General features: G+C 67.0%; 13 protein-coding genes. 2 read left to right on the forward strand and 11 right to left on the reverse strand.

From position 1 onward, the window contains the following. Positions 1–162 precede the first annotated feature (162 nt). Positions 163–540: an integrase core domain-containing protein gene (locus Bequi_RS14290; RefSeq protein ID WP_430623121.1), complete on the forward strand. Its 378-nt coding sequence runs from the start codon at positions 163–165 to the stop codon at positions 538–540. A gap of 33 nt (positions 541–573) precedes the next feature. Here Bequi_RS14290 and Bequi_RS12335 read toward each other — a convergent pair whose 3' ends face one another. After that, positions 574–1,797, reverse strand: coding sequence for an alpha/beta hydrolase (locus Bequi_RS12335; RefSeq protein WP_249738239.1), 1,224 nt, complete (start codon positions 1,795–1,797; stop codon positions 574–576). Between the two features lie 152 nt (positions 1,798–1,949). On the opposite strand from Bequi_RS12335, the gene lysX reads away from it, so the two are divergent. Then, positions 1,950–5,393 (forward strand): bifunctional lysylphosphatidylglycerol synthetase/lysine--tRNA ligase LysX, encoded by a 3,444-nt coding sequence (lysX, locus tag Bequi_RS12340; RefSeq protein ID WP_249738240.1) that lies wholly within the window; start codon positions 1,950–1,952, stop codon positions 5,391–5,393. A gap of 414 nt (positions 5,394–5,807) precedes the next feature. Here lysX and Bequi_RS12345 read toward each other — a convergent pair whose 3' ends face one another. The 10 genes from Bequi_RS12345 to Bequi_RS12390 all read right to left on the reverse strand — a co-directional run bounded on the left by Bequi_RS12345 (position 5,808) and on the right by Bequi_RS12390 (position 17,332). Continuing rightward, positions 5,808–7,436 carry a xylulokinase gene (locus Bequi_RS12345; protein WP_249738241.1) on the reverse strand — a complete coding sequence of 543 codons (1,629 nt, stop codon included), beginning with the start codon at positions 7,434–7,436 and terminating at the stop codon, positions 5,808–5,810. A 46-nt stretch (positions 7,437–7,482) separates the two neighbouring features. Further along, the gene (locus tag Bequi_RS12350) at positions 7,483–8,430 is read right to left on the reverse strand and encodes a sugar phosphate isomerase/epimerase family protein (protein WP_249738242.1); all 948 of its coding nucleotides are present in this window, start codon (positions 8,428–8,430) and stop codon (positions 7,483–7,485) included. A 30-nt stretch (positions 8,431–8,460) separates the two neighbouring features. After that, on the reverse strand, positions 8,461–9,177 hold the full coding sequence (locus Bequi_RS12355) for an L-ribulose-5-phosphate 4-epimerase (RefSeq protein WP_249738243.1): 717 nt from the start codon (positions 9,175–9,177) through the stop codon (positions 8,461–8,463). 29 nt (positions 9,178–9,206) lie between these two features. Next, positions 9,207–10,253: a LacI family DNA-binding transcriptional regulator gene (locus Bequi_RS12360; RefSeq protein WP_249738244.1), complete on the reverse strand. Its 1,047-nt coding sequence runs from the start codon at positions 10,251–10,253 to the stop codon at positions 9,207–9,209. 97 nt (positions 10,254–10,350) lie between these two features. Beyond that, the gene (locus tag Bequi_RS12365; protein ID WP_249738245.1) at positions 10,351–11,433 is read right to left on the reverse strand and encodes an ABC transporter permease; all 1,083 of its coding nucleotides are present in this window, start codon (positions 11,431–11,433) and stop codon (positions 10,351–10,353) included. After that, positions 11,430–12,434 carry an ABC transporter permease gene (locus Bequi_RS12370; protein ID WP_249738246.1) on the reverse strand — a complete coding sequence of 335 codons (1,005 nt, stop codon included), beginning with the start codon at positions 12,432–12,434 and terminating at the stop codon, positions 11,430–11,432. The genes Bequi_RS12365 and Bequi_RS12370 overlap by 4 nt, the downstream gene beginning before the upstream one ends. Beyond that, positions 12,431–14,014 carry a sugar ABC transporter ATP-binding protein gene (locus tag Bequi_RS12375; protein WP_249738247.1) on the reverse strand — a complete coding sequence of 528 codons (1,584 nt, stop codon included), beginning with the start codon at positions 14,012–14,014 and terminating at the stop codon, positions 12,431–12,433. The genes Bequi_RS12370 and Bequi_RS12375 overlap by 4 nt, the downstream gene beginning before the upstream one ends. A 77-nt stretch (positions 14,015–14,091) precedes the next feature. Then, positions 14,092–15,153, reverse strand: a complete 1,062-nt coding sequence (locus Bequi_RS12380; RefSeq protein WP_347272005.1) for an autoinducer 2 ABC transporter substrate-binding protein — start codon at positions 15,151–15,153, stop codon at positions 14,092–14,094. Positions 15,154–15,708: 555 nt separating this feature from the next. Further along, a complete protein-coding gene (locus tag Bequi_RS12385; RefSeq protein WP_249738249.1) occupies positions 15,709–16,545 on the reverse strand; it encodes an aldo/keto reductase in 837 nt (278 codons plus the stop codon). 115 nt (positions 16,546–16,660) lie between these two features. After that, complete coding sequence (locus tag Bequi_RS12390; RefSeq protein ID WP_249738250.1) at positions 16,661–17,332, reverse strand: hypothetical protein; 672 nt, start codon at positions 17,330–17,332, stop codon at positions 16,661–16,663. Position 17,333 lies beyond the last annotated feature (1 nt).

Raw genomic sequence — 17,333 nt, forward strand, 5'->3', positions numbered from 1 at the left:
CTTCGTGGCGGTGGAGATCTCCGACCTGTCGTTAAACGTCAACCCTGCACGCGCCATCACGCCCGCCTCACCCCTCCAGGCCCCCGCCGGCCGGGAGTGTTGCTACGACGCTACGACACCGCCCTCACGCACCGCAGCGATAGAGGTGTTCAATATATTGCGGTGAAATACTCGCAGCGTCTCGCGGAAGCTGAAACGGTCGCCTCGGTTGGTTCGACCGGCGATTCCTACGACAACGCGATGGCCGAGGCGTTAAATTCGCTGTTCAAGGCGGAGCTGGTCCGAAACCAGGGGCCGTGGCAGGGAATCGACGACCTCGAGATCGCCACAGCGGAGTACGTCGACTGGTTCAACCATCGCCGCCTCCAGGGCGAGAACGGCATGATCCCGCCCGTCGAGCTCGAGGACAACTACGATCACAACCACGACGCGCTGGCGACCGCCGGCGCGTCACTTGCGAGCCTCTACGAAACCCGGGGCGATACAGTCAGCCGCTCGGAGCCGTCCTCGCAGGAGTACCAGCTGAGTATGTCGCCGTAGTGACGGTCGTGGTCGAGCTGTCCGCCGCCGCTTTCACTCAGCCCGGAACCCCACCCCAACCCCCGCCAACCACTCCAACGCCCCACCTAGATGCGCCTGCCACAGCGTCACCATGTGTCCTCCGTGCTCTGACCGCTCCGCCGTCAGCATTGTCGTCGGCCCCGCAGCCGTGACGGCCTTCGACATCTCCCCGAGGCTCGGCTCCGTCAGCGCGTCCTGGCCGCCGGAGAAGAAGTAGAGCGCGACCGGGGGCTTCTGGGCGGCGACGATCGCGGGGAGGTCGTAGCGGGGGTCATCCTGCGCGGCCCACTGCTGCCCGTCGGCGTAGATCGGGGTGTAGTAGCCGGCGAGCGAGACCGCTGTGCCGATGAGGTCCGGGTGGCGCACGGCGAGCATCGGCGCGCACCAGCCGCCCGCGCTGTAGCCGATCGCGGCCCAGGCCAGCGGATCCTCCACCATGCGCAGGTGGGTCTTCACCCAGCCGGTGACGTCCTGCGCCAGCCAGGTCTCGTAGTTGTTGCCGCCCGGAGCGGTCGCATCCACGCACTCGGTGTCATAGGTGCCGGGGAACACGCGCGGCATCACCACGATCGAGCTCGCCATCTCGCCCTTCGCGGCCATCGCATCCACGCGCTCCCCGATGCGGAACACCTGCTGCCAGGTGTACGGGCCGCCCGGGATCCCGCTGAGCGCCACGATCACCGGGTAGCGGCGCTCCGGATGCTGCAGGTACCCCGCCGGCAGATGCACCACCCCGGTCGAGAGGTTCGCCGGCAGCTTCGACGCCGAATTCGGGAACGTCACCGGCACGTACTGGCCGTCATCCGAATCCGCGATGCCCTTCAGCTCCGGATCCGTCAGCGGGCTCGTCGCCGTCCCCGGGGGAGCGGCAGCCTCGGCCGCATGGAGGCGCGCAAGCCCCTCGGGCGTCGCCGCCGGGTGCGCGGTCTCTCCCGGGGTGCCGCCGAACTGCTGGGTGGTGACCTTCCCTCCGCTGCCGGCGAGGATGTCGCCCCACTGCCCGAAGAAGACGAAGCTGCGGTTCAGCCAGATCCCTGTCGCCAGGATCGCGAGGGCGATGCACACCAGCAGCGAGACCAGCTGGATCAGCGCCGCCCGCAGCCCCGAGCGCTCGCGGCGGCGGATGATCCGCGGCACCGCCACCGTGCTCACCACCACTGCGAGGATCGTGAGTGCGATCGACCCCAAGCCCACCAGGGGCCCCAGCAGCCCGAAGGCGCCTTCCGATGCGTCCATTCCCTGCAGCTCCCTGATCGTTCCCGGAAGTTCCGCGGCGATCAATGCCGCAGATCTTCTCCACACCACCTCCACTCCACAGAGCACGGGAGCGCGGCGCCTGCCACCGTACTATCGGAGAGCCTCGCCCCAGCGGGGCTCTCCGGCCCGCCATGCCGCTCCCGCCCCGCGCGGCCCGCACGGCGATCGTCCCGGAGCACACCGCAGGCGGGGAGACGCGCACGATGGACCAGAGGCCAGCCCAGATCACCGATCCGAAGGGTCGCCGGATCGCCACCGCGATCACCTGGGTCTACGCGCTCGGCGCCGCCAGCTCCTTCATCCTGCTGATCTTCGGCCAGCTCGGCCGCGAAGCCCCCACGCTCCCCGAGATCCTCTTCAGCGTCCTGAACGTGCCGCTCTATCCCTCGCTCGCCTCGAGCGCGACGCTGCTGCTCGTCACCGGCGCGCTGCTGCGCCGCAAACGCGCAGGGCTCTGGGCCGTGGCGGTGCTGCAGGTGCTCGGCAGCCTGTACTCGCTGGCCATCGTGATCATGATCCTCAGCCAGCGCTCGCTCTACCTCCACGGTGGCGAGGACCTGCGGCTGTGGCTCGCGATCGGCGCGAACGCGATCAGCCCCCTCGTCGGCATCGCCGCCCTCATCCTCCTGCGCCGCGTGCGCGCCCAGTTCCCCGGGCGCCTCGCCCGCGGCTCCTGGCTGCTCGCCGCCGCGGTGCTGGTGATCGGCACGGCGGTCTCGCTGCTGGTCAGCCACGTGATCCTGCTGCTCACCGCCGGCTCCGGCGCGTTCCAATGGCAGGTGCTCCTGCACGGCCTGCTGGAAGCGTTCGGCCTGCGCCTGCCCGCCCCGCAGCTCACGCGCGTGCCCGGCTGGGTCCCGGACCTCACCGGGATCCTCCTCGGCCTCACGATCTTCGCCGCCGCCTGGGTGTTCCTCCGCTCCGCCCACCGCCGCGAGACCTGGAGCGCCGAGCACGCCCTGCGCGTGCGCAGCCTGCTCGCCGACCACGGCGCACAGGACTCGCTCGGCTACTTCGCCACCCGCCGCGACAAGGCCATCGTGTTCGGCCCCGGCGAGGAGGCCGCCATCGCCTACTCCGTGGTCGGCGGAGTGGCGCTCGCCTCCGGAGACCCCGTCGGCCCCAAGTCCGCCTGGGACGGCGCGATCGACGCGTTCCTCGACCTCTGCCGGCGCAGCGGCTGGCTGCCCGCCGTGATCTCCAGCGGCGAGGACGCCGCCGCCGCCTGGACCCGCCACGGCATGCTCGCCACCGCCATGGGCGATGAGGCCGTGCTGCGCACCGACCGCTTCGACCTCGCCCGCACCGACATGACCGCCGTGCGCCGCGCCGCGAACCACGCCCGCAAGGCCAGCCTCACCGTCGCCATCCGCCGGCACAGCGCCCTCACCCCCGCAGAGCGCGAGCAGATGGTCCGGCTCGCCGATCAGTGGCGCCAGGGCGGGGATGAGCGCGGCTTCTCGATGGCGCTCGGGCGGCTCGGCGATCCGGCCGACGGCTCCTGCATCCTCGTCACCGCCGAGGATCAGGACGGCCAGTGGCAGGGCCTCCTGAGCTTCGTGCCGTGGGGCCGCAACGGCGCCTCGCTCGACGTCATGCGGCGCTCCCCGTCGGCCCCCGGCGGCGTCACCGAGCTGATGGTCAGCGAACTGCTCACGCGCGGCAGCGAGGTCGGGGTGCGAGAGGTCAGCCTGAACTTCGCGATGCTCCGCGGCGTCTTCGCCGGCTCCGAGCGCGTGGGCGCGAGCCCCCTGACCCGCCTCGGCTCCGCGGTGCTCAGCCGCTTCGAGGGCCGCTTCCAGCTCGAGAGCCTCTACCGCAGCAACGACAAGTACCGCCCCGAGTGGCGGCCGCGGTACCTGCTGGTCAGCAGCGTGCTGACCGTCCCGCGCACCGCGCTCGCCGCCGGAGTGCTCGAGGGTTTCGTGCCCTGGCCCCGCCGGGCGCTGGTGGATGCACGCCCGCTCGGCTTCAGCGAGGACGAGCTCGCGCGCGTGCGGGAGATCGACGCACGGCGCGTCGCGACCGAGGATCTCGCGCCCCGCCGCTCCGACCAGTCCCGCCACCGCGTGCGGCACATGGAGTTGCTGCGCGAAGCCGGCATGGAGCCCTACCCGATCGGCCTCTCCGCACCGCAGGCCTTCGCCGAGGTCGCCGCGCGGATCGCGGAGGGCGGCAGCGACGCCCCGCTGCGGGCGGCCGGTCGCGTGCGCAGGATGCGCAGCTTCGGCGGGGTCGTCTTCGTCGAGCTCATCGAAGGTTCCGAGACCCTGCAGGCGATTCTCGAGCGCGGGACCGTCGGCCCCGATTCCCTGCGACTATGGCGCCGCGCGGTCGACACCGGCGACATCGTGCTCTTCCACGGCCGCGCCGGCACCAGCCGCGCCGGGGAGCCCTCGCTCATCGTGCACCGCTGGCAGATGGCGTCCAAGGCCCTGCAGCCGATCCCCTTCGGCTCCTTCGAGGATCCGGAGGCGCGCCTGCGCCGACGCTCGACCGACCTCATCGTCCACCCCCGCGACGCGGGGCTGCTGCGCGCCCGCTCCGTGGTGATCCGCGCGGTGCGCGAGCACTTCCAGAGCGCCGGGTACACCGAGGTCGAGACGCCGATCCTGCAGGCCATCCACGGCGGCGCGAACGCCCGCCCCTTCACCACCTTCATCAACGCCTACTCGGCCGACCTCACCCTGCGGATCGCCCCCGAGCTCGCGCTGAAGCGCCTGCTCGTGGGCGGGATGGGCCCGATCTTCGAGATCGGCCGCAACTTCCGCAACGAGGGCGCCGACGCCACCCACAACCCCGAGTTCACCGTGATCGAGGCCTACGCCCCGTTCAGCGACTACAACGGCATGCGCCGCATCACCGAGGCGATGATCAAGCAGGCCGCGCGGGCGCTGTACGGGCACGAGGTGCTGCCCCTGCACAACGTGCGCACGGGGGAGGACCTCGAGGGCAGGCCCCGCTCCGCGCAGCCCGCGGATCCCGCCGAGCGCCTGCGCGCGCTGCTCGGCGACGTCTCCGCGCCGTGGCCCGTGGTGCGGGTGCTCGATGCGGTGAGCGCGGCCGTCGGCACCGAGATCACGCTCGAGACCGACATGGACGTGCTGCTCGGCTTCGCCGCCGAGCACGGCGTGCACGTGGCCGACGGCATGGGCCCCGGCGCGATCATCGAGGAGCTCTACGGGGAGCTGGTCGAGGAGCGCACCATCCGCCCCACGTTCTACGTCGACTTCCCCCGCGAGACCAGCCCGCTGACCGGCCCGCACCGCAGCCAGCCCGGGCTCGTGGAGCGCTGGGACCTCGTGATCTGCGGGATGGAGATCGGCACCGCCTACTCCGAGCTCGCCGACCCCCTCGAGCAGCGCCGGCGCTTCACCGAGCAGTCCCTCAAGGCCGCCGCGGGCGACGTCGAGGCCATGCAGATCGACGAGGACTTCCTCCTCGCGCTCGAGAACGCGATGCCACCCGCCGGCGGCCTCGGCATCGGGCTCGACCGCCTGGTCATGCTGCTGACCGACACCAGCATCCGCGAAGTGCTGACCTTCCCGTTCGTGCGGCCGGAGCGGAAGGGCTGAGATTTCCAGCAATGAGGTGCCCGAGAGAGCCCCCTGAGAGACCTCCACACCAGTAGCGCCGGAATTCGTAGAGGTGTACCAGATCTCGAGCTGACAGAGATTCTGACTGAGCGGCGGCTTGAAGCCGTATCCGAGGTGCTCGCGCTGATCGACCTGCCGTTGTGGGGTGTGTAACTGGTGTCGTCGACCTAGGGGCGGGTGGGCAGGCAACTGGCGGGCACGATTGGCGGTGCTGAAGCTATTCACGTCCGAGACGAGCCGCGCTCCGAGGTCCGCCGGCACGCGTCGCGGAACCCTGGCGGTCGAGGATGAGTCGCCGAGCTGGTCCACGAGCAAGGCCGAGGACCGCGTTCCTCGCCGTCGAGTCGTATATCTCTGTGCGAAGCTGTGGAGATGAGCGCAATCGCCTTGCCCTCAGAGCACCTCCGCTGCGGTCGCCATCACTGCAAGCCCGTCCCGGTATCGCTCGAGGAAGACCTGATATGCGGCAACGTCTGTCGGCTCTGGGCCAATGATTGTGAACGGAGCCTTGGCGAATACTTTCTGGTCCAGAAAGCTGGCAAGGTCCATGTTGGGAGCGACCTCGAGGTACGAGGCGAGAACCGCGATTCCCCAGGCTCCGCCTTCAGCGGCGGTCTCTCCGACGGCGACCGGTGTGCCGAGTGAGTCGGCGAGCATGCGCTGAGGGATGCCAGCCGTACGGAACAGTCCACCGTGTGCGAGCATGTGGTCGATCGCGACGCCCTCCTTCTCGAGCACTCGCATTCCCAAGCTCAGGGTTCCGAAGATGCCGTACAACTGAGAACGGACGAAGTTGCCGAGGGTCAGCCTGCTCTCCGGAGTGCGCAGGAACATCGGGCGTCCTTGGGGGATGCCGGTGATCGGTTCTCCGGCCAGGTAGTTGTACGCGACAAGCCCACCTGCGTCCGCTTCCCCGTTGAGCGCCTCTTGCAAAAGGGTCCCGAAGACTTTGTCGGAGGACATCGGCGTTCCCGCAGCCTCGGCGAAGCGTGCGAACATGCCTGCCCATGCCCCAAACTCACTGGCACCGTTGTTGCAGTGCACCATCGCCACGGGATCGCCGGCCGGAGTCGTCACGAGGTCGAGCTCAGGATGTACGCCGACGAGAGGCTGCTGAAGCACGACCATGGCGAAGATGCTCGTTCCTGCCGAGACGTTCCCCGTTCGGGGTGCCACAGATCCGGTGGCCACCATCCCGGTCCCAGCGTCGCCCTCCGGCGGGCACAACGGCGCGCCTGACTCTAATGAGCCGGAAGGATCGAGCAGTGCCGCCCCGTGTGCCGTGAGCGTGCCTGCGGGAGTGCCGGCTCCGAGCACCTGAGGCAGCAGGTTCCGGATGCGCAGGTGAGCTGCACTGTCCCGGACCAGATCATCGAACTGCTCGGTCATCCGTGCGTCGTAGTCGACTGTTGTCGAGTCGATCGGGAACATGCCTGAGGCGTCCCCCACTCCCAGCACCCTCTGATCCGAAAGCTGCCAGTGAACATATCCGGCCAGGGTCGTGACGAACCGAGTCTGTTCAACGTGCGGCTCTTGGTCGAGGATCGCCTGGTACAGGTGGGCGACGGACCACCGCAGAGGGATGTTGACGCCGAACAGCTCGGAGAGTTCAGCGGCAGCTGGTCCGGTGTTCGTGTTGCGCCAGGTCCGAAACGGCACCAGCAGCTGATCAGCCTCGTCGAAGGGGAGGTAGCCGTGCATCATCCCCGAAACTCCTAGGGCGCCGAGCGCGGTGATCTCAAGGCCATAGCGCTCTTGCACACTGGCCGCAAGCTTGGCGTACGCGTCTTGAATCCCGATCCAGACCTTCTCGAGCGGATAAGTCCAGAGCCTGTCGACGAAATCGTTCTCCCACTCGTGTGCGCCGACCGCGAGAACTGCGGCCGGATCGGGGCCGATGAGGCAGGCCTTGATCCGGGTCGATCCGAGCTCGATGCCCAGGGATGTCCGGCCATCGCGAATCGACTGGCGTGCGGCGCTGTCCGGATCGGCAGATGGCGCTGCCGGAGCTGTGGGGCTCAACGGGTCCTCCAGAGGTAGTCGGGGTCCACCATTGCGGCAGACATCATCAAAGAGACAGCACTGCTTCCTCACGGGCCCGGAAGTAGCTGACCGTGTCATGGACGAGCACATCGAGACTGGCGGGGTCCGGTCGTCCGTTGCGCGCCGGATAGGGTCCGGCGCCGGGGCCGAGCGGCTCAGGCGTCACGAACCGGCCCTCCGTGTTCTGTCCGATGAGGTACAGCGCCATGATCATGGTGTCCACGTCCATCGAGCCGTTGCCCAGCGCGCCGCGGTTCGAGTCGGCCAGGTGCAGGTTCACCAGGCGATCGCCGGCCTCGAGGATGGCCCGCGGGATGTTCTGCTCCTCCGACTGCATGTGGTAGACGTCGCCGTTGATGTGCTGCACCCCTGGATGGTCGACGGCTTCTATGTACTCGACTGCGTCGGCCACCGACCGCACGAGAGATACCTCGGCGGCGCGGATGGGTTCGATCGCGGCCTTGACCCCCGTCTCGGTGAAGATGTCGGCCACAGACCTCAGTGCCTGGACCGACCGGTGGAACTCGGTGGTGTCATAGGCGTCCGGGCGGCCCACGGCGCCGGGGACCACCAGGAGGTACGCGCCACCGACGTCGCGTGTGAATGCCGCTTCACGGCGGGTGTATGCGATGGCCTCCTGCTGCTGGATCGGTCGGTTGCTGGAGAAGTCGTTGTCGACGCCGTACATCCCGCACACCCCCGATACCTCGAGGCCATGCCGCCGGAGGGTCGAAAGGGTCGCGTCCACCCGGTACCCGAGGTCGTCGCCATAGTGGTTGCCGTGCAGCTCGATGAAGCTCAGGCCCGCTGCTGCGAGGCGTGCGCAGGAGTCATCGAGATCCTCGATGCCGAATCCCCAGTTGGACCAGGAGATGTCGATGCGCCGCTCGAAGTTCTCCGGATGGTCGGTCTTGGCTTGGAGGAACTGCTCCCGGATCTCTCGGCGCCAGATGTCGACGTTCTGCTCACTCATGTGGTGCTCCCTTTTTCTGTGATGTGCGGATCAGCGCTGGCCGTAGACGTTCTGGTAGCGGTCGTAGAGGCGGTTGATGTCGTCCTGCGCGAGAGGGAGGGGATGCCCGATCTGACGGGCGAGGTGCACGGTCCTGGCGACCTCTTCGACCATCACTGCCGCCTTGACAGCGGCGCGCGCATCCTTGCCCACCGTGAATGGTCCGTGGTTCTGCATGAGGACCGCCGGTGACCTGGATTCCCGGAGGGTCTCGACGATGCCGCGGCCGATCGAATCGTCGCCGATGAGAGCGAACGGCCCGATCGGGATCGGCCCCCCGAATTCGTCCGCCATCATCGTGAGGCTGCAGGGCACAGGTTCACCGATGACGGCCCACGCGGTCGCGTAGGGCGAATGGGTATGCACGACTCCGCCGATATCCGGCATGTGCCGGTAGACGTAGGCGTGTGCGGCCGTGTCCGAGGACGGCTGGAGTCGCTCATCGGTGCCGTCATCGATCTTCACTCCGTCCAAGGTGCAGACGACCATGACATCGGCTCCTAGGTCGTCGTAGGCCACCCCGGAGGGCTTGATGACGAACAAGTCGCAGCCGGGCACCCTGGCTGAGACGTTCCCAGCAGTCCACACCACCAGCCCATTGCGGGGCAGCTCGGCGTGCAGGTCGGCCACCGTCGCCCGTGTCAGAGCGACGGTTTCTTGCAGCTCGGGGCTCAAGTCGGCGAGGACGGTGAGGGCATCGTCGGTCATGGGAATCTCTTCCGTTAGTTGTCGGGCGATCAGGTGCTGGTCGATCTGCGGATGACGAGTTCAGGGACCAGCACCCGCTGGGACATTGGGCTGCCGCTCTCGCACGCGTCGATGAGTTGGCCGACGGCGATGGACCCGAGCTCGGCCATCGGCTGGCGGATGGTCGTCAGCGGCACGGCGAGCATCTTGGCGATATCGATATCGTCGAAGCCGGTGACGGCGATATCGTCGGGCACACTCAGCCCGGCGGACTGCAGCGAGAGCATCACGCCGATGGCCGTATAGTCGTTGATCCCCACGATGGCGTCGAGGCTTGCGCCGCGGCGAGCGAGAAGCTCGACGGTGGCGGCCCGGCCGCCGTCCAGATCCGGTGCCGAGGCGACGACCTCTGTCAGATGGGCAGCAGGATCGAGCCCTGCCTCCTCTAGGACCCTCAGAAGCGCGGCCCGGCGCGCGACGTGCTGGTGGGCGCGACCCGGACCGTCGACGAATCCGAATTGCCGCCGTCCGCTGCGGATGAGGTGCTCCACGAGCAGCCTCATGCCGGCGAAGTCGTCCACGTGCACGGAGCCGATCGCGGGATTATCGCTCTCCTGGGCGAGGAGCATGACGCCGACGCCCCTGTCGTGGACTGCGACGAGTTGCGACAGGTCGGGCAGGGCGGTCGTGACGACGATGCCGCGCACGCCGTGTCGGATGAGGAAGTCGAGGCTCGCCTCCTCGCGCGTGATCACCTGGTCCGTACTCATGACGGTGAGTGCGTACCCACGGTCGTTTGCGACGTTGGACATGTGGCGGGCGCTGACGGCGAAGAAGGGGTTGGCGAGATCGAAGACCACTGCGCCCAGCGACTCCGTCCTGCCGGTCCGAAGACTGCGGGCGGCCGCGTTGGGAATATAGCCGAGCTCCGAGATCGCCGTCTCCACCCGCCTGCGCAGCGCCTGGCTCACCAGCTCGGGGCGGTTGATCGCATTGGACACCGTGGCCACCGAGACCCCAGCCTTCTGGGCGACGGCTTGCATTCCTACTCGGGGAGCAGGGCGAACGGCATCGATGTGCCCCTCGGTGGCAGTCATCAGAGCTCCATTCCGGTCGGCTAAAGGGTCTAGGGTGCGGCACTGACGGGGCCCAGGGTCCTCAGATCCCCGCCAGTGCCAGGGTTCGGCAGCGCCTCTACTCCGCCAGACCGTACCGGCGGTTCGCGTAGGAGTTGAGCAGCACGGCACCGAGCAGCACAAGGCCGAGAGCCAGAAGCTGGACACGGGGACCCATCGACCCCTGGAAGCTGATGAGGATCGCTGCGTTCAGCCACGTGATGAGCAGTGCGGCAAGAGCCGTTCCTCCGACCCGCCCGAGCCCGCCGGCGATTGCGACGCCGCCCAGGACCGCAATGGTGATGGCCGGCAGCGCCATGCCGTTCCCGGCTGTGCCGGCGTCTGGCCGTGCCGAGGCGAACTGGGCGACGTTCACGATCGCAGCCACGCCGCTGAGGAGACCGGCGGCGACGTAAGCAGATGCGCGCGTCGCCTTGACCGGCTGGGTCGCGTACTTGGCAGCGACGTCATTCGTCCCGACGGCATAGAGGGACTTGCCCCATCGACTCTTCGCGAGCGCGAGCCAGGCGATGAGAATACAGGGGAGGAGCACGGTGAAGACGTGCGCTGGTACCGCCACGTCCCCGAACAGCTCGATCCGCCGGGTGAGCGCGTTGGTCGCCGCGATGCGCTCGTCCGCGAACGGTGCCCGATCGTTGGCCAGCATAGCCATAGAACCGAAGACGTAGGAGCTCGCCAGAGTGGCGATGAGCGGTGGAAAGCCCAGGTAGGAGACGAGGTAGCCGTTGAGCAAACCCATGAGCATCGCGGCGATGAGGGTGATGACCACGGCCGTGATCACCGGCCACTGCTGGGGCCCCACAAGCCATCCGAAGAGCATTGCGGCGAGGGAGACCATCCCGCCCACGGACAGGTCGATCCCGCTGCGCCCGGACATGATCACGAACATCTGGGCGAGCGCGAGGAGTGCGACCGGAACCAAGGACATCAGGGAGGTCGACAGATAGGAGACATTGAACGGGGCGTTGAGCCTGTCGGCGGCGCTGAGGGCACTGAAAGCCACCAACAGGGCGACGATGAGGATGGCGAGGAGCGTGACCCGATCTGTCAGGACCCTGCGGAGGACTCGGCTGCCGAACCCATCGCTGGAGGGTCCCTGCTTGGCTGGCTGCAGATTGCCAGGAACGGTTGAGGTGCTCACAGCTTGGTCCTCCGCTTCTGACGGACGAGGTCGATGCCGACCGCGACGATGATAAAGATGCCGACGAAGAGATTCGTCAGCTCGTTCGGCCACCCCAAGTGCGTCACCGCACTGGAGACCGTACCGACTAGCAGGGCGCCCAGTAGAGTGCCGAACACCGTTCCGCGACCACCGAGCACAGAGGTACCGCCGATGACGCACGCGGCGATGACCTGCAGCTCCAGGCCGATCCCGACGTTCTGCTGGATGAGGCCGCCTGAGCCCACCTGGACGAGAGAGGCGATGCCGACGAGGACCCCGATGAGAACGTAGACGCTGATGAGCTTTCTGTTGACCTGGATTCCCGTGAGCCGGGCGGCCCCCGGGTCGCCGCCGATCGCATACAGATGTCGCCCACCGGCCCACTGCCGCATGTACGCCCACATGATCACCATGAGAGCCATGGCCAGCAGGAGGGCGTTAGGGATGCCGAACGTCACGGCTTGGACTGAACCGCCAATGAATCCGAGGTCATCCGGCACACCGGAGACCTGCTGATCGCCAAAGATTTGCAGCGCGACGTAGCGATAGACATTGAGGGTGCCGAAAGTGATGATCATCGGATGGATCCTGCCCACGACGATCAGCAGACCGTTGATGATGCCGAGGATCGAGCCGACGACCACGGCCACGACGAGTGCCGGGAACCAGCCGAGGTCGGTGTCGCGCAGCAGCTTGCCCACGACGACCATGGCGATTGCCATCTGACTGCCGACGGATACGTCGATTCCGGCGGTGACCATGACCGCGGTCATTCCTACGCCGATGATGGCGATCGGAGCGACTGTGTAGAGCACGGTCTGGATATTGGCCGACGTCATGAACGTGTCTGTAAACACTGCGAGCAACACCCCGACGATGACCAAGACGGCGATGAGGACGGCTTCCTGCCCCTCGATGATCGGCGTGCGCCGCAGGCGCGGGACAGGTCGCGGGGCCTTCTCCTGCGTGACGGTGCTCATGACTCTCCCTCTGTGATCCGCGGGGCGGGGATGGCTCGGTCGGCGTCGGCGTCAACGTCGGTGGCGCCAGACGCGGCAGCGAGCAGAGCTGCCGTGGATGTGTCACCGGGGAACTCGTGGCCCACGCGCCCCTGGTGGAGCACAATGATCCGATCGGACAGTGTGCGGATCTCTTCGAGATCCGTGGAGATCACGACCGAAGAGGTGCCTTCGGCTGCGAGCTCCAGCACGAGACGATGGATCTCGTCCTTCGCGCCGACGTCGACCCCCTGAGTGGGCTCCTCGAGGATGAGGACTGACGGGGACTCCACCAGCTGCCGGGCCATGACGACCTTCTGCTGGTTGCCGCCTGACAATGCACCGATCCTGGTTTCCGGAGCGGGGGCCTTGACGCGCAGCTTCTTCATCAGTTCGAGGGTGGTGGCTCGCTCCCGCTTCGCATCGAATGCGAGTCCTGCCTTGGAGAAGTAGCGCAGATGGCTCGCAGAAATGTTGAACGCGAGCGACTTGTTGAGGAAGACGCCTTCGGACTTCCGGTTTCCCGGCACCATGGCGAAGCCGGCAGCAGCGGCATCCGCCGGCGACCGCAGTACAGCCGTCGTCCCGTTGACTTTGATCTCGCCCGCAGTTGACGGGACGATCCCGAACATGGCGCGGGCAAGGTCCGAGGTGCCTGAGCCGATGAGCCCATAGACGCCGAGGATCTCGCCTTTGCGGAGCTGGAGGGAGACGTCCTTCATCGACTTCCCGGCAGCCAGTCCATGGATATCGAGAACAACCTCCTCGGATACCGTCTTCCGCTCGACGGATAGCCGTTCCAGTTCGTGGCCGACCATGAGCTCTGCGATCTTCCGAGGATTGAGCTCATGCGTCGGGCGGGTGGTCACCACGGAGCCGTCGCGCATGACAGTGATTCTGTCAGTGATCTGACCGAGCTCGTCGAGGCGGTGACTGATGTAGATGACGCCGACGCCTGAGGCGCGCATACGGCGGACGACTTCGAACAGCGTGTCGATGTCGCGGTCCGCGAGGATAGCGCTGGGCTCATCGAGAATGAGGATCTTTACCTCGGTGGCGAACGCCTTGGCGATCGAGATGAGCTGTTGCTCGCCGACCGGCAGATCGGCGACGTTGCGCCGAGCTAGGTTCGGGTCGAGTCCGATCTGCTCGAGGAGCTGGGCGACCTGTTCACGCTGCTCGGCCCAGCGGACTCTTCCGCGAGTGGTCAGCTCGCGGCCGACGAAGATGTTCTCCGCCACGGTGAGCTCACCGAAGAGATGCGGCTCCTGGTAGACGGTTGAGATCCCAGCTGCGAGAGACGCTTGGGTGTCACCAAGGCGCAGGGTCTTGCCATCCACAGTGACCGTTCCCGTATCAGGGGTTTCGGCACCCGCGAGCACTTTGATCAAGGTCGACTTGCCTGCCCCGTTCTCGCCGACGAGCCCATGGACCTCGCCCGCACGAATTTCGAAATCCACTCCACGGAGGGCGCGCACGCCGCCGTATCTTTTCGCCACATCAGTGGCGCGCAGCATTGGTTCGAGGTTGGAGGAAGTCCGCCCCGCGCTGTCTGAAGTCATCACACCGCTCCCGACTGTCGGTGGTGGCGGATGCCAGCTAGGCAGGGATCCGCCACCACCTTGATGGATTCGATCGGTCAGTAGTCGAAGTCGCCCGCGTTCTCGGCGGTCAGGATCAGAGGCTCACCCAGGAGCAGGATGTTCGTCTCCGGGTCGAACGTCACTCCACTGATGCGCCCGGCATCGAAGGGGCCATCGCTGGGGAACTCATTGCCCTGCGCGACCTGCCAGCCGGCCCACGCCGTGAGGTACCCATGGTCCTCGACGTTCCACAGCACGGACGACGAAGCGGCACCCGACTCGAGGTAGGGCAGCATCGCCTGAGGGGTGCCGACACCGGTGGAGAAGACCTCTCCGACCTTGCCGGACTCGGTGATCGCCTGGGCGATGCCGGGAGCGGCAGTGGTGCACGGTCCGATGAGGCCCTTGAGGTCAGGGTGAGCGTTCATCAGGTCCTTGGCCATCGTGACGGCCTGCGCCTGATCCTCATCGGCGTAGACGACGTCGACGATCTCGGCGTTGGGGTAGTCCGATGCAATCTTCTCCTCGATGACATCGATCCAGGCGTTCAGATTGGAGGCCGTCTGGCCGCAGGACACAATGGCAATCTTGCCTTCGCCGTTCATCGGTTCCATGATCTCCTCCGTGAGAGCGGTGCCGATGCCCTCCTCGGATGCCTGGCTTACGAAGTACTCTCGGACGGAGTTCGGTGCGTCGGTATCAGCCGTTGCGACGGAGATTTCGGCATCCGCCGCCTCCTGCAGCACGGGGGCCATGGAGTTCGGATCGTTGGGCGCGACGCTGATGCTGTCGACATCCTGTTGGACGAGCGATCGGACGACGTCCGCCTGTGCAGCGGGATCGGCCGTGGTGGCACCGGAATACACCCATTCGAAGCCGAACTCCTCGGCAGCATCCTGGCCGCCGGTGTTCATCGCTTCGAAGAAAGGAATTCCCTGCACCTTCGGGACGAATGCGACCTGAACTGTGTCGCTACCTGCACCCCCGTCGGAACCGGCGCTGCTCGTTCCCGAGCCGCCTCCACACGCGGCGAGTGCGAGAGTCGTCGCCAGTGCGAACCCTGTCATCACAAATGCCTTTGTACGACGCATGAACGTCTCCTTCTCCTGAGTCAGCATCTTTGCCGGCCGCTTCGGCGCGGCACCTCGCGGTGGAGATCCCACCGAGTCCTTAAAACGTTTAAATCGAAGCCCTGTTGGCGCTTGAAACGTATTAAGAGGTTGTGATCACCGTAGCAGGTGAATCGACTGTGGTCCAGGTCTCTCGCAGAGTGTGCCGCGGATCACGCTAGTGTCCGATATTTGAGCTCTGCCCCTTGGGAGTGGCGCTTCCGGGCCGGCTCAGGTTCGAGAAGGGCGCTGGATGCGCTGGTTGGCGCGAGTCCTCAGGGCGGCCACCCCGCCATGGCACTAGATCAGGATCCGGGCTACTTGTTCCGGTGTGGGCGGACGATCCCCAGTCGACGGGCGGGGGATCGTGCCCCATGTTGGGTAAGCATGGCGGGGGATTGACTGCGTGGCCTTCCGACCGCCATCAAACCGTTCCTAGAGGATCGGCCGTGGCGAGCAATACGGCTCACCTCTCGGTGCCAGTAGACCGGCGGCGTAGGGAGACTGACGAGCCTGCGGAATCCGTCAGACGCTTGAAGACCGGTTCAGATTGAGGTGCGCGGCTCAGAAGTCCGCGGTCGCGGGATCGGCTGCGGCGCGGCCGTCCTCGCCCTTGTCGAGGGCGTCGATCTGCGCGATCTCCTCGTCGGTGAGCTGGAGGCTCGCGGCCTCGAAGTTCGAGACGATGCGCTCGGGGGTCTCGGACTTCGTCAGCACCACGAGGCCTTTGGCGAGGTGCCAGGCGAGGATGACCTGCCCGGCGTCCACGCCGTGCTTCTCGGCGATTCCAGTGATGACCGGGTCCTCGAGCTCGCCGCCGCCCTGGCCGAGCGGCGACCAGGACTCGGTGAGGATGTGGCGGGTCTCGCCGATGCCGCGCAGCTCGCGCTGCTGGAAGTAGGGGTGCAGCTCGATCTGGTGGATCACGGGGACCACGCCGGTGGCGTCGATGATCTCCTGCAGCTGCTCCTTCGGGAAGTTCGAGACGCCGATGGACTTCGCCTTCCCCTGCTTCTGCAGCTCGATGAGCGCCTTCCACGAATCCACGTACTTCCCCTTCGAGGGGACCGCCCAGTGGATCAGGTACAGGTCGACGTAGTCGAGGCCCAGTCGCTCGAGCGAGGCGTCCATCGCCTCCAGCGCCGACTCGTACCCCTGGTCGGAGTTCCAGAGCTTCGTGGTGACGAACAGGTCCTCGCGGGGCACGCCGGAGGCGGCGATGGCCTTGCCGACGCCCTTCTCGTTGCCGTAGACGGTCGCGGTGTCGATGTGGCGGTAGCCGGCCTTCAGCGCCTGGCCGACGACGTCCTCGGCGACGTCGTCCTCGACCTGCCACACCCCGTAGCCGAGCTGGGGGATCGAGCGGCCGTCGTGGAAGGGAAGCGTGCGCACGTCAGTCATGGGGGTCTCCTTCAGGAGGGGGTTCGGGTTCTGGCCCCACTGTAGGAAGGCGGGCTGGACGGGAGGCGGGAGTTCGCGCGGGGCCGACGGGCGGAGTCCGCGCCCCGCCCCCCCCTCACGGCAGCGTCGGGTGCTCGTGGTCTGCGAACCTCGCCGACTTCACGCCCACTGTCTCGGGCTGTATCGGGTAGTCCATGCCCTCCGTGTCCTGGGGCCAGAGCTGCACGGTCCAGCGCTCTCCTCGGGTGAAGGTCTCGGCCGGTCCGCTGGGGCTGATCAGGTTGTACCCTTTCGTGCACTCGTACCAGACCGTCATGCCAGGCGGTGCGCTGTAGTCCTCGTTCACCCAGAACTCCCGTGCCCCCGGGAGCATCGGCCAGCAGTACTTCCCGTCTTCCAGCCTCACAGAGAGCGGCTGAGGCTCGCCGTCGTACTCCTCCAGCTCCAGTCCCGCTGCGGCGGTGGGGGAGTCGAAGCGGATCATCTTGTGGCCGACGCCGCCCACGATGCAGGTCACGCTGTCGCCGACGCCGTCGAGCGCACAGGCGCGCACACCCTCGTCTGGGAATTCGCAGATGAAGTGGTCGGGACCGTCCGGCAGCTCGTAGGGCGAGGCGGAGGCGCCGTCGGCGCAGAGGTCCTCCTCGACCTGCCAGGGCGGAATGTCATCGATCTCCCAGACGGTCTGAATCTCCGTGACGGGGTGCAGGGAGGCGCCCAGGCTGGTGCAGGCCGCGAGCATCAGGACACTGAAGAGCATGGCCGTGGCACTGAGGAGCTTGCGCATC

It is taken from the genome of Brachybacterium equifaecis, from assembly GCF_023509525.1.
GTDB classification, from domain to species: Bacteria; Actinomycetota; Actinomycetes; order Actinomycetales; family Dermabacteraceae; genus Brachybacterium; species Brachybacterium equifaecis.

What these genes read in the sequence shown, in the direction of transcription:
- Bequi_RS12335 (WP_249738239.1), bottom strand. Translation starts at nt 1,797, where the DNA reads ATGGACGCATCGGAAGGCGCCTTCGGGCTGCTGGGGCCCCTGGTGGGC.
- Bequi_RS12380 (WP_347272005.1), bottom strand. Translation starts at nt 15,153, where the DNA reads ATGCTGACTCAGGAGAAGGAGACGTTCATGCGTCGTACAAAGGCATTT.
- Bequi_RS12355 (WP_249738243.1), bottom strand. Translation starts at nt 9,177, where the DNA reads ATGACCGACGATGCCCTCACCGTCCTCGCCGACTTGAGCCCCGAGCTG.
- Bequi_RS12385 (WP_249738249.1), bottom strand. Translation starts at nt 16,545, where the DNA reads ATGACTGACGTGCGCACGCTTCCCTTCCACGACGGCCGCTCGATCCCC.
- Bequi_RS12360 (WP_249738244.1), bottom strand. Translation starts at nt 10,253, where the DNA reads ATGACTGCCACCGAGGGGCACATCGATGCCGTTCGCCCTGCTCCCCGA.
- Bequi_RS12375 (WP_249738247.1), bottom strand. Translation starts at nt 14,014, where the DNA reads ATGACTTCAGACAGCGCGGGGCGGACTTCCTCCAACCTCGAACCAATG.
- Bequi_RS12350 (WP_249738242.1), bottom strand. Translation starts at nt 8,430, where the DNA reads ATGAGTGAGCAGAACGTCGACATCTGGCGCCGAGAGATCCGGGAGCAG.
- Bequi_RS12390 (WP_249738250.1), bottom strand. Translation starts at nt 17,332, where the DNA reads ATGCGCAAGCTCCTCAGTGCCACGGCCATGCTCTTCAGTGTCCTGATG.
- Bequi_RS12370 (WP_249738246.1), bottom strand. Translation starts at nt 12,434, where the DNA reads ATGAGCACCGTCACGCAGGAGAAGGCCCCGCGACCTGTCCCGCGCCTG.
- lysX (WP_249738240.1), top strand. Translation starts at nt 1,950, where the DNA reads ATGCCGCTCCCGCCCCGCGCGGCCCGCACGGCGATCGTCCCGGAGCAC.